Genomic DNA, 13,674 nt, shown 5'->3' with positions numbered 1-13,674 from the left:
AGAGGATATTATGTGGATACGGTAGGACGATATGAAGGAGCAATAAAAGAGTATATTCGCAATCAACTACAAGAAGATATAGCACAAGATACATTAAACTTTAAAGAGTATACCGACCCGTTTACGGGTGAGCCAGTAAAATAGGCAAAAGAAAAGCCCCCGAGTAGGGGGCAGTCAGTGGTAATAGAGTGGTTGTCAGATCATTCAATGCCCTCTTTAGAGGGCTACCACTAGAGAAAGACCCTTATAGGGTCAGAGCAAACCACCCGTTCTACGGGTGGTTATGATTCACAGATACGCGTGCTAGTTAGCAGTCGACCTATGCAATCCTCGATGAACGGGATTAGAAGTGCATTGTTCTATGAATAGAAAGGTGGTTTATTCTACAGCTTCAGCTTTTTCCATATAATTTCTAATAATATCACAGGACTTGTTAAATAGTTCTTGTTCCTTGTCGGTCATAGGGACTTCGATGATTTCTTCTACACCGTCTTTTCCTAGAATAATAGGCGTAGATGCATACACATTATATTGACCATAGTGGCCGTTGAGTGCTACGGAACAAGGTAAAATTTTCTTTTCATCATGTAAAATACAACGGACTAATTCAACAGTAGAGGTAGCAATACCAAATTCTGTTGACCCTTTACCATTTAATACGACATAACCTTGATAGGTAACTGCTTTTGTCATCTCCTCTTCGTCAAAGCTAGGGAAACGATGAGGCATGTCTTTTTGCAATTCATATAGAGTTTTGCCACCAATCATGATGTGAGAATAAGGCACCATAGCACTGTAACCATGTTCACCCATCGCATAGGCTTGAAGAGAGCGACGGGAGATGTTAAATTTTTCAGATAACAACATTTGTAAACGGGCTGAGTCGAGGGCAGTCCCGGAAGAAATAATTTTGTGCGCTGGATAGTCCAAGTGCTTTTGCAAATAAGCTGCTATTACATCGGCAGGATTGGAAATGCTGATGATAATGCCATTAAAGCCAGACTTTTTAATGCGGGGAATAATATCCTTACAAATTCTAATTGTATCAGCTAACATATCTAGGCGGTCTTGATCTCTTACAGGCTGAAGACCAGAGGCATTGATGATGATGTCGCAATCACCTAAGGATTCAATGTCTGTAGCATAGGCACTTACATGATGCGGCAAATAGCTTACAGAGTCTTTGAGATCTTCTACTTGGGAAATCGCTTTTTCTTGATTGACATCTGCTATATATAACTGATCAACTTCTCCTTGTGTGGCTAAGGATAAGGCTACATGAGAACCTACGTGACCAGCACCAATGATACCAATTTTTCGTAATTTTATAGACATAATAATTCCTCCTCTTTTTGCTGTCTGTAGTATAGTATAGCACATTACAAAGTGCTATAGGTATGTATCTAGCGTAATGCCCCATATATGAAATCTTCGTTGACGATAGGTAGAATCAATAGCCAGGCGCATATGGCTAGCAATATGGTTATTAGTCATTGTGGATGTGATAGAGGTTTATCTGATATAGATTAGAAACGCTATGTTGATTTTGAACCATGCCACGCGATGCTAGGCGGATGATGATAGTATGTAACTCATTGTTAGGTTGTAAGCGATGCCTGTAGGATGACATGAGTAATAGATTCATTCGAATTTTACGCCAGGTGTGTTATAATAGCACAAAAGAGGAAAATAAGTAGGAGCTAGGGCGAATGGAACAGAAACGAGCAGAGCGGGCTAAACGCGTGTCACGGAGACAACAAAATATATATACTCGATGGATCGTTATTATCATTACAATTGTTTTTTCTATTGTCATTGGTATGCAAATTTTGGATTTAGTGCAATTGCATAATGAAAAAGTACGGCTGGAAAAACAAATAGAAGAATTACAAACAAAAAATGATGCCTTAGAGGCGGAGAAAAATAAATTATCGGACCCTAAGAATGTAGAAGGTGTGGCTCGTGATGAGCTAGGTTTGGTAAAACCAGGGGAAGTTCCCTATGTTAAATAGTTGTGATTGATTGTGCGTATAGGCGTATCTAGTGGAATATACATAAATAGCCACTGCTATAGAGTTTTCGTTGTGACAACTCTATAGCGGTGGCTATTTGTGTTTGTATAGTAAGTTTGCTAACACTTGTTTCATATACGATTGAGATGAAGTTATACCTACTAGTATTGTTTCATCTGAAATGGCGATGTGCCTTCGGTAGACATAGGCAACAATTGCCGATCTACATCGGGCACCTGCTTTGGATTGGCATTGAATGTTTCTGGCCTTTCAAACAGTCCTGTTGGACGTGTGGGTGCTTTTGGTGGTGCATTATTCACAGATACGTCGGGATGAACCCATTCGAGTTGCTTCACACGCCAATCTAGATTTGTAAAGAGTCGATTGTGTTGGTATAATTCGTCTTCAATGGTATCAAGTCGTGCACTATCACGATTTGAACGACCTTCTAGATTGTCTATCCGTGAATGAAATCCTAACATATTACTGGAATCATACATTTGGTAGATTTGATTTGATAAATCGGCAATTAGAAATTGTTGATATATAATAACGCCAGTTAGAATGAGTAAGGCAAAGGTAAACCAATACGTTTTACGATACACATATCGTTTTAGTAAGGTCCATAACGGGGTAAAACGCATAAATCATTAATCCTCAGACACATGTTCAGGTAATAAAGGAAGTTTCGAATTGACAAAATCTAACCATAAACGTGACGCATGGGATAAATAATGTCCTTTCTTCCAAATAACATATAAGGTATGTGTGATTTCCGGTTTTAATGGATGGACCACTACATTAGCACCGACATCTGTATTTTCATCTTTGTTAGGACATAGGCGACTTGGCAATAAGGCAATGGCTAAATTAGCGCCTACGGTTTGCAACATTAAATCGCGTTGACTAGTTTCAAATACAATATGTGGCTGGAATCCAGCATGCTTACAGGATTTTACAATTTCGTCATGCAAGTTGAAATCATCTTTGTGAAGGACAAATGATTCTTCCGATAATTGGTCTAAGGACACTTCCTTTGCATTAGCAAGCGGATTGTTTTTAGGTAAAATTACAGCTAATGGGTCGCTAGTGAGATAAAATGATTCAAATTCTTTAGGATTTGGTTTTGTACAGATAATCCCAATATCGATTAATCCTTCTTGTACACTGATTTCAATTTTTTTAGAACCATGTTCATATAACTCTAATTCAATTTGAGGATATACTTTTTTAAACTCTCCTAGTAGCTGTGCAAAAATTGGTGCATCAGTAATAGGAGGAATACCAATACGAATAGAACCTTGTTCTAATCTAAACTCATTTTCAAAATCAGTTTTTAAATGTTCGAACATAAATACCACACGTTTCGCATGGGTTAAAAAGATTGTGCCCCCATCTGTTAACTCCACAGATTTTGCATTACGCATAAATAAAACAACACCTAATTCATCTTCCAATGCTTTTATAGTGCGACTAATGGCTGATTGTGAGATGTGGAGATTACGGGCTGCCTTACTAAAGCTTTTTTGGTCAGCTACTTCTACAAAATACTTTAAATGATGAAAATCCATAAGACCCTCCCTAACAAAACAGTTGAAAAAAGTGATAGCAATAAAATATAATTTTGAGATTGATTATTACTTATAGTAATTGTACTATGAAAAAATGTAAAGAGTCAATCTCATAATTGGCAAAATGATAGAGTTCATAGGTATTGCAAGGTTTATTACTGCCATGTATAATTAGCAATAGAGAGCTATATCAACTTATTACTTTTAGGATTAGATATATCATCTAAATCGTGTAGCAATAATATATTATTACATTATTTAGCGATATTAGCAATATTTAGTAAAAGAAATTAAGGGATTTCTTTTGTAATCGATACATTTCTAGTGGAAAATACATGAAAATGTATGCATATATTGTGAGATGTGAGATCTAATTCTTGAAGGGAATATTAGATTGAACAAGTGTACTATTTTTTACTTATGCTTAAGGAGGCTATTTACACATGGGTCGTAAATTTAAAACTATGGACGGCAACCAAGCGGCTGCTCATGTTTCTTACGGTTTTACAGAAGTGGCAGCGATTTATCCAATCACACCATCTTCTCCAATGCCAGAACACGTTGATGAATGGGCGGCATCTGGTCGTAAGAACATTTTTGGTAACACTGTTAAGGTAGTAGAAATGCAATCTGAAGCTGGTGCTGCAGCAGCATTCCACGGTTCTTTACAATCTGGTGCGTTAAGTACTACATTTACATCTTCTCAAGGGTTATTATTAATGTTGCCTAACTTATACAAAGTAGCTGGTGAATTATTACCTGGTGTATTCCAAGTAGCTGCTCGTGCATTAGCTGCACATGCATTAGCTATTTTCGGCGACCATCAAGATGTTATGGCTGCACGTGCCGCTGGCTGTGCTATGCTTGCTGAATCCTCTGTACAAGAAGTTATGGACTTGAGTGCTGTTGCTCATTTAACAGCTATTAAAACACGTGTTCCTTTCATTAACTTCTTCGATGGATTTAGAACATCTCATGAAATCCAAAAAATTGAAGTATGGGATTATGAAGACTTAAAACCATTGGTTGATATGGAAGCGGTAAAAGAATTTAGACAACGTTCTTTAAACCCTGATACTCCTGTAACTCGTGGTACAGCAGAAAATCCTGACGTGTATTTCCAACATCGTGAAGCAGCTAATAAATTCTATTTGAATGTGCCTGATGTTGTAGAAAACTACATGCAAGAAATCAATAAACTAACTGGTAAAAATTACCAATTGTTTAACTACTATGGTGCGGAAGATGCAACTGATGTAGTTATTACAATGGGCTCTAGTGCACAAGTTGTAGAATCTACTGTTGAATATTTAAATAAAATGGGTCGTAAAACTGGTTTCGTTACAGTTCATTTGTTCCGCCCATTTGCTATCGATCGTTTTATCAATGCCTTACCAAAAACAGTAAAACGTATTGCTGTTCTTGACCGTACAAAAGAACCAGGCTCCTTTGGTGAACCTTTATTCTTAGACGTACAAGCAGCTGTTGTATCTGCTGGGTTAAATGTAAAAGTAATCGCTGGTCGCTATGGCTTAAGCTCTAAAGACGTTATTCCTGCAGATATTGTAGCAGTATTTGATAACTTGGCTAAAGAAGATGGCAAAAAACATTTCACATTAGGTATTACTGATGATGTAACATTCTTGTCATTAGATCGTGCTGAAAATGTTGATATTAGTGTAGACGGCTTAACAGAATGTAAGTTCTGGGGCTTTGGTTCTGATGGTACTGTAGGCGCTAATAAATCTGCTATTAAAATCATCGGTGACCACACTGATATGTATGCACAAGCATACTTCGACTATGACTCCAAAAAATCTGGTGGCGTAACTATGTCCCACTTGCGTTTTGGTAAAAACCCAATTAATCAACCTTACTTGGTAACTGAACCACAATTCGTTGCATGTCATCGTCAATCCTATGTACATGAATACGACTTAATTCGTGGTATCCGTAAAGGTGGTACATTCTTATTGAACTGTACATGGAGCCCTGAAGAATTAGAAGAAAAGTTACCAGCAAAATTACGTCGTCAAATCGCAGAAAAAGAATTGAATTTCTACATTATCAATGCAGCTAAAATCGCTTCTGAAATCGGTTTAGGCGGACGTATTAACATGGTATGTCAAGCAGCATTCTTTAAATTGACTGAAATCATCCCTGTTGATGATGCAATCAAATATTTGAAAGACGCTGTTGTTACTTCCTACGGTAAAAAAGGTCAAAACATTGTTGATATGAACAATGCTGCTATTGATCAAGGCGTTGGTGCTCTTGTAAAAGTTGAAGTTCCAGCTTCTTGGAAAAATGCGACAGCAGACACTGAAGAAGGTAAAAAACTTCGTCAAACAGGTTGCGCTGGTTGTGCAGACCGTGAAAAATTTGTTACTAATATTTGCCAACCAATTAATGCACAAGCTGGTTACGACCTTCCAGTATCAACATTTGTAGGTTATGAAGACGGTACATTACCAAATGGTACTGCAGCATACGAAAAACGTGGTCCAGCACTATTTGTTCCACACTGGATTAAAGAAAATTGTATCCAATGTAACCAATGTGCCTTTGTATGTCCACATGCTACTATTCGTCCAGTATTAGCTACTGAAACAGAAGTTGCAAATGGTCCAGAAGGCTTTGAAGCAATTCCTGCACTAGGTTCTAAAGATGGTTTACAATTCCGTATTGCTGTATCTCCATTGGATTGCTTGGGTTGCGGTAACTGTGCTGATATCTGTCCAGCTCCAAAAGGAAAAGCACTTGTTATGACATCCATTGATGAAGAATTACATTTAGCAAATGCTTGGGACTATTCAGTTTCTATTCCTAAGAAGAAAAACTTCATGAATACAGCAACAGTAAAAGGTTCTCAATTTGAAACACCTTTACTTGAATTCTCTGGCGCTTGCTCCGGTTGTGGTGAAACACCATATGCTCGTTTATTAACACAATTATTTGGTGATCGCATGCAAATTGCCAATGCTACTGGCTGTTCCTCCATTTGGGGTGCATCCATGCCTGCATCTTCCTATACTGTTAACCAAAAAGGACAAGGTCCAGCATGGGGTAACTCCTTATTCGAAGACAATGCTGAATATGGCTATGGTATGTATATCGGCGTAAAACAAATCCGTGAAGACTTAGCTAGAAAAGCTGGTGTTATGGTTGAATCCGCTACTGGCGAATTAAAAGAAGCATTACAAGGCTGGTTGGATCAAGTTAATGTAGGTGCTGGTTCTCGTGACCGTGCAGCTCGTTTGGTAGCCGCTTTAGAAGCTGCGGATAAAACTCCAGAAGTTCAAGAATTCTTGGATAAAAAACACTACTTAGTAAAACGTTCTCACTGGATCTTCGGTGGCGACGGCTGGGCATATGATATCGGATTTGGTGGCTTAGACCATGTATTAGCATCTGGAGAAGACATTAACGTATTCGTATTCGATACAGAAGTGTACTCTAATACAGGCGGACAATCTTCTAAATCCACTAACATCGCAGCAGTAGCTCAATTCGCAGCAGCTGGTAAACGTACTAAGAAAAAAGACTTAGGTATGATGGCTATGTCCTATGGTTATGTATACGTAGCACAAGTTGCTATGGGTGCTGATAAAAACCAATTGATGAAAGCAATCACTGAAGCGGAAGCATATCCAGGACCATCCTTGATTATCGCTTATGCACCATGTATTAACCATGGTATCAAAGCTGGTATGGGTAAAGCACAAGAAGAACAACGCCGTGCTGTAGCAGCAGGTTATTGGGATCTATATCGTTTCAATCCTGTATTGAAAGAAAAAGGTATGAATCCATTCAGCTTAGATTCTAAGGAACCAAAAGAAAGCTTCCAAGACTTCTTGATGGGTGAAGTACGTTATGCATCCTTAAAGAAAGCAGCACCAGAAGTAGCAGAAGAATTATTTGCTAAAACTGAACGTGATGCTAAAGAACGTCGCTTGAGCTATGTTCGTTTACAAGAAGGTTTTGAAAACATTAAATAATCTTACCGATTAGGTAACTCAGAGGTTATGAGTATATAATCTTTGAAATATAATAATGCGGACTGTAGATATATCTACAGTCCGCATTATTGTTTTGTTACGGGAATACATACTTCGTTGTAAGGCATTATGTAAGCATGCTTTCATGATGAAAAGATGTACCGATTTCATTACTTACGGTGAGTACGCTCATAGGAAAGGATTCTACCTATGAAGTTAATGAAATATGTTGCGTTTGATGGAGAATACAATCAATTTGATAATGGGGTATTTGTCATATCCTATACGAAGAAGAATTAACATAACCATATAAAATAGAAGTAAGTTACGATGATTACTCTCTATTTTCTTACGTGGATATAATTGGCAATTATTAACGATATTTTGTAATTGTAGTTACTATGAATTACATTCATTTTCAAAAATACATAACTACGTATTGCTAATAACAGAGAAAATCTGTCGTTGTAGGCTACTATACTGGATAGTAGCAGGGTTTCGCCATCTATTTATATCGCCACAAGTGGACCGCAGTATGAGTGAATTAGAAACAGTAATATAGTTTGTATAGAATTATAATAAATGATACTTATGTTTTGTTAATCATATAATCTATATTATCAATGTTATATTTCATAACTCATATAGTAATAGCTAGTGAATATAAAATTTCCTATAGAAATAAAGATGGTGTATAATAATAAAAAGATTTTTATGTATAAATGAAAGAGAAAGTTCAAATACTAGTTATTGATAAAAGATTGTACAATGCTAATGGATATATAATACATGATTAAAATTTAATGACTAAGAATATTGTTCTATAAGTCATTATAAATTTAATTGTGCGATTATATAAATTAGAGTTGCGATATAATGAAATTACATATAATTTTAATAGTCTAAATTTGTACAGTCATGCAATACATTTACAATGGTAGAGGTTACATTATTTGGCTCAATAAAAAGGATATTATATATGGATTTTATAACATATTTACAAAATTATAATGATTTAGCAGTTGCTCTATCTGGTGGGGTTGACTCATCATATCTTTTATATGCTGTGAAGAAAGCTGGTGTACGATGTAAAGCGTATACAGTTAAATCTCAATTTATTCCTCTCTTTGAACTAGATGATGCCATACATATAGCAAAATTTCTTAATGTGCCACATGAAATACTCGATATTAATGTTCTTGATTGTGATGATATAGTTAATAACTCTAGTAATAGATGTTATTATTGTAAGCACCATGTATTTTCATTACTTTGTAAAGAAGCCAAAAGAGATGGTTTCACGATCATAGCTGACGGGACAAATGCAAGTGACAATATTGATGATAGACCTGGAATAAGGGCTATTAGGGAATTATCTGTTGTTTCTCCATTACGTGACTATGGTTTAAAAAAATCGGATATTAGAACTTTATCTCAGAAGGCAAATCTTTTTACATGGAATAAACCATCATATGCTTGCTTGGCTACAAGATTTCAAGAGGGAGAAACAATTACTAGAAATAGGCTTGTAGACCTAGAGTTAGCTGAATCGTATCTCTTTTCTTTAGGCTTTATTGATTTTCGAGTTAGGCTACAAGGAAATGTGGCTAAGATTCAAGTTCCGGAACATCAAATGACCATGATTATTGCCTACAGGGAATCTATTATAAACTATTTTAAAAAAATATTTGATGATATAGTTTTAGATTTAGAACCTCGATAACTATCAGTATGAATTAAGTAAAAATATGGTATATACAGATGATTTCTATAACAAAATATATAGAGATGTCTGATTTCTATGAAAGATAAGGAGTTATTCGTATTATTGCATGGTTATATCTTTATACATGATGCATTAGAAAAGAAAATTTGTAATATAGTTATAGTGTGGAGAGATGATAGCTAATTTTCTAATTGATTTGTGTAATCACTATATTATATATTATTATATAAGTGATAGAAAATTGTAATAGATGAATATGTTGTATTAAGGAGTGATTCTATGAAAACTTTTGACATGCCTTATGGAAATGGATTTATGAAGATTGATGTTCCTGAGGATAATATTGTAGGCGTTTTAGAATCTAAAGCACATTCGTATCATCCGTCGTTAGAAGAAGAACAATTAGTAGAGCGAGCATTGGATAATCCGATTGGCACATCTCGATTAGAAGAATTGGTAGCAGGAAAGTCTAATATGGTTATTATTACTAGTGATCATACACGTCCAGTACCAAGTAAAATTACAATGCCTATATTATTGAGAAGAATTCGTGAAGTAAATCCGAGTATTGATATTACAATACTGTTGGCTACTGGCTTTCATAGACCTACTACGCATGATGAAATGGTTGATAAATTTGGAAGCGAGATTGTTGCTAATGAAAAAATTATAAATCATATATCTAGTGATGCAAATCAAATGATAAAAATCGGAGTCTTACCTTCTGGTGGGGATTGTATTATCAATAAATTGGCTGTAGAAACAGAATTATTGATTTCGGAAGGATTTATTGAGCCACATTTTTTTGCAGGTTTTTCTGGAGGTAGAAAAAGTATACTACCAGGAATCGCCTCAGAAGTTACAGTTATGGCGAATCATTGTTCAGAGTTTATTAATAGTAACAATGCACGCACAGGAATTATTAAAAATAATCCGATTCATAATGATATGATTTATGCTGCACATACAGCCAAATTAGCATTTATTTTAAATGTTGTAATTGATGGAGACAAAAAAATTATTAATGCTTTTGCCGGAGATATGGAAAAAGCCCATGAAAAAGGATGCGAATTTGTATCGCAATTGGCGAGTGTAAAATCTACTCCAGCTGATATTGTTATTACTAGTAATGGTGGATACCCCTTAGATCAAAATATATATCAAGCTGTAAAGGGGATGACTGCAGCAGAAGCAACTTGTAAAAAAAATGGCGTCATTATCATGCTTGCTGCATGTAATGATGGGCATGGAGGTGAATCCTTATACGAAAATTTAAAAAATGCAAAAACTCCTAAAGAATTGTTAGATCGTATTGCTAAAACACCAAGAAATGAAACGATTCCAGATCAATGGGAAATACAAATTTTAGCACGTATCTTAAATCAATTTACTGTTATTGTAGTAACTGCTGATTGTGATCCTCAAATGTTGATAGATATGCATTTACAACAAGCTGATACGTTTGATGAAGCACTAAAAAGAGCATTTCAATTAAAAGGGGAATATGCTAGTATTGCGGTTGTCCCAGATGGTGTTTCTGTAGTTGTTAAGGCATAGGGTTCTAGTCTTTTAAATAATTATATAGTGTATGCAGTGCATTGATACCAAGATAGTGTAGATAAATTCTAGATTATCTTGGTATTTTTGTTGTATAGATAATTTTGTTTTTTAGTATAAATATCCTATAAAAAGAGGGTATAGATATAATTAGAATTTTACTGAGTATTATAGATAGTAAGGAGATAAAATACTCTACTTGTGTGGATATATTAAATTTAAGATGTATTTCTGCGTATAGAGAAATTGATAAATCTAGTAGCTGAGCACACTATTAGCTTACTATAGGTTAGTAAAATAAATCATAGCAAGAATTATTTATACAGTATTTAGTTTTATTGATAAAATTAATTATTTGTTCTTATATAGGCTGAGTAGGAGAAGTGATGCTCTAAGACTGTATGAAAATGATGATATAAGAATGTACAATTAGTGATATGATAGGTGAAGTGATAAGAAGTACCTGGTTACTCATTACGAATGAAAAGAAAGTTTGTCATTGTAGGCTACTATACTGAATAGTAGTAGGGTTTCGCCATCTATTTATATCGCCACAAGTGGATCGCAGTATGAGTGAATTAGAAACAGTAATATAGTGTATGTTATCTGTACATGATTTATAAAGTTAATATATAAAGTACTTATAAGTATAAAAAAAATTTCATTTGTAATGAGAGTCGTGGTTATAATATACTAAATTATAAATATATATTATGTATTTTAAATGAGCGAGAGAATACGATTAAACCATATATTAGCTGAATAGTTAATAAAAATTATAATATATATGAAAAATTTTTATGATATCAAGTAAACATATGAACATACATGAAAATGAATATCATTATTGACAATCAAGAAAATAAAGTATAATCTATCTATATAGTATAGATTATGAACAAGGAGCAGAATCATGCATTTGTCATATAAAAGAATAAGTAAAAATTTTTTAGTGTATCTTCTATCACTTTTTGTGTTATCGGTCGTTGTATTTTGGGCTGTATCGTACTCACCAGGGGATCCATTGCAAGCCTATTATGGTGAACGATTTGATCATATGACAGAAGCTCAAATGATTGCAGCAAGACATCAATTGGGATTAGACGGCTCATTAGTAACACAGTATGTAGAATGGATGAATCGATTATTCCATGGGGATATGGGATTTTCTTTAAAATATAGAACGCCTGTCAGTGCTGTGTTAGGTGGCTTTTTTATTAATACGGTTATATTAGGTGTCATTTCGTATGTGCTCACATTTACTTTGGCCATTCTGTTGGCGGTTATCTGTGTGTACTATGAAGATCGCTGGATTGATAAATTGATTTCTCAAGTAGGTACGTTGGTATTTTATTTGCCTACATTCTGGGTCGCTTTATTACTCATCCTTGTGTTTAATGTTAACTTAGGATGGTTGCCTGGTAGTGGTGCTTATGAGCCTGGTAATGCGAATGATTGGGTTGATCGACTACGACATATAGTGTTGCCGGTTATTGTTATGTTAATCGCTCATGTGTGGTACTATGCGTATATGATACGCAATAAACTATTAGACGAAACCAGAAAAGATTATGTATTGTTAGCTAAAATGAAAGGCCTTAGCTCGTTTGCTATTTTAGTAAAGCACTGTCTTAGAAATATAGCACCTACCATTTTTAGCGTTATGGCAATCGGTACGAACCATATCATTGGTGGGTCCTATGTAGTAGAAGCCGTTTTTGCATATCCTGGCTTAGGCAACTTAGCCGTGGAAAGTGCTAAGCTGCATGATTACAACTTATTAATGATTATTGTATTAATTACTGGTGCTGTGGTTATTGGCTCTAGCTATATAGCACAAGGCATTAGTGAACAAGTAGATTATCGGATGAAGGATCGAGAGGAGGTTGGACAATGAGTACACCTCAGGATGATTTATTCACCATTGTAGGTAGTGGACATCGCCCAAAACCGACTGTAACATTGGTTCCCACCTGGCGCAGAGCTTTCAATAAAATTCCAAAAATTTCCAGTTTTTTGTTACTGTTGATTATTTTAGGTTGTATTTTTGCTCCTTTACTGGCAAATCATAATCCTACAGAATTTTATTCATCGAATTTAAATCAACCGCCTGATGGAGAATTTTATTTTGGTACAGATAGCATGGGGCGTGATATTTACTCTGTATTATGGTATGGTGGCAGAATATCCATTATCATCGGTTTGTTAGCTGCTGCTGTATCAACTATTATCGGCATTGTATATGGTTGTATCAGTGGTTTAGCACCTGCTAAATTTGATGCATTCTTTATGCGATTAGCAGAAATCTTGTGCAGTATTCCATGCTTATTGTTACAACTATTATTGTTGGGAATGGTAAATGGTACAGGCATTATCTCTTTATCAATTATTATTGGCGTTACTAATTGGATGAATTTATCTAGGTTTGTTAGAACTGAAGTACGACAAATTCGCAATAGTGATTATGTACTATCTGCGACTATGATGGGGGCTAGATTTTTCCATGTCTTATGGTATCATTTGTTACCCAACTTTTTATCCCCTATTTTATTTGTGATTGTTTCTTCCATAGGTGTTTCTATGACGATGGAAGCTACATTGAGTTTCTTAGGATTAGGATTACCTACAGAAATAGTATCGTTAGGTACTATGTTATCGCTAGCATCGAGAGCATTGTTGACAAATTCTTGGTGGGTTATTTTAGTACCTGGTGTATTTCTAGTGGTTACACTAGTTTGTATTACCAACATTGGGCATCGTTTGCGCCGCGAAATTAATCGTGGAAGCAGTTATTTATAGATTTTTTGATG

General features: G+C 35.3%; 9 protein-coding genes and 1 pseudogene. 7 read left to right on the top strand and 3 right to left on the bottom strand.

Going from position 1 to position 13,674, the window contains the following annotated elements; translation table 11 throughout:
* Positions 1-144: pseudogene (locus K357_RS09955) on the top strand (IS200/IS605 family transposase); the annotation flags it as partial.
* A 234-nt stretch (positions 145-378) separates the two neighbouring features.
* On the opposite strand, the gene K357_RS0105295 reads toward K357_RS09955, so the two are convergent.
* Positions 379-1,329, bottom strand: coding sequence for an L-lactate dehydrogenase (locus tag K357_RS0105295; protein ID WP_028257788.1), 951 nt, complete (start codon positions 1,327-1,329; stop codon positions 379-381).
* A 380-nt stretch (positions 1,330-1,709) separates the two neighbouring features.
* On the opposite strand from K357_RS0105295, the gene K357_RS0105290 reads away from it, so the two are divergent.
* A complete protein-coding gene (locus tag K357_RS0105290; RefSeq protein ID WP_028257787.1) occupies positions 1,710-2,012 on the top strand; it encodes an FtsB family cell division protein in 303 nt (100 codons plus the stop codon).
* Positions 2,013-2,173: 161 nt separating this feature from the next.
* On the opposite strand, the gene K357_RS0105285 is transcribed toward K357_RS0105290, so the two are convergent.
* Together K357_RS0105285 and K357_RS0105280 are read right to left on the bottom strand one after the other, a co-directional pair.
* The gene (locus tag K357_RS0105285) at positions 2,174-2,656 is read right to left on the bottom strand and encodes a hypothetical protein (RefSeq protein WP_028257786.1); all 483 of its coding nucleotides are present in this window, start codon (positions 2,654-2,656) and stop codon (positions 2,174-2,176) included.
* Positions 2,657-2,662: 6 nt separating this feature from the next.
* On the bottom strand, positions 2,663-3,583 hold the full coding sequence (locus tag K357_RS0105280; RefSeq protein ID WP_028257785.1) for a LysR family transcriptional regulator: 921 nt from the start codon (positions 3,581-3,583) through the stop codon (positions 2,663-2,665).
* A 443-nt stretch (positions 3,584-4,026) separates the two neighbouring features.
* On the opposite strand from K357_RS0105280, the gene nifJ reads away from it, so the two are divergent.
* The 5 genes from nifJ (at position 4,027) to K357_RS0105255 (ending at position 13,663) form a co-directional block, all read left to right on the top strand.
* Complete coding sequence (gene nifJ, locus K357_RS0105275) at positions 4,027-7,581, top strand: pyruvate:ferredoxin (flavodoxin) oxidoreductase (protein WP_028257784.1); 3,555 nt, start codon at positions 4,027-4,029, stop codon at positions 7,579-7,581.
* 979 nt (positions 7,582-8,560) lie between these two features.
* Positions 8,561-9,304 carry an ATP-dependent sacrificial sulfur transferase LarE gene (gene larE / locus K357_RS0105270; protein ID WP_028257783.1) on the top strand — a complete coding sequence of 248 codons (744 nt, stop codon included), beginning with the start codon at positions 8,561-8,563 and terminating at the stop codon, positions 9,302-9,304.
* 282 nt (positions 9,305-9,586) lie between these two features.
* Positions 9,587-10,864 carry a nickel-dependent lactate racemase gene (larA, locus tag K357_RS0105265; protein ID WP_028257782.1) on the top strand — a complete coding sequence of 426 codons (1,278 nt, stop codon included), beginning with the start codon at positions 9,587-9,589 and terminating at the stop codon, positions 10,862-10,864.
* 913 nt (positions 10,865-11,777) lie between these two features.
* Complete coding sequence (locus tag K357_RS0105260) at positions 11,778-12,761, top strand: ABC transporter permease (protein WP_028257781.1); 984 nt, start codon at positions 11,778-11,780, stop codon at positions 12,759-12,761.
* A complete protein-coding gene (locus tag K357_RS0105255) occupies positions 12,758-13,663 on the top strand; it encodes an ABC transporter permease (protein WP_028257780.1) in 906 nt (301 codons plus the stop codon). The genes K357_RS0105260 and K357_RS0105255 overlap by 4 nt, the downstream gene beginning before the upstream one ends.
* The last annotated feature ends 11 nt before the right edge of the window (positions 13,664-13,674 follow it).

Source organism: Veillonella montpellierensis DSM 17217 (assembly GCF_000426745.1).
GTDB classification, from domain to species: domain Bacteria; phylum Bacillota; class Negativicutes; order Veillonellales; family Veillonellaceae; genus Veillonella; species Veillonella montpellierensis.
The sequence above is the reverse complement of the archived record's forward strand: the minus strand, read 5'-3'. Positions and strand labels throughout refer to the sequence as shown.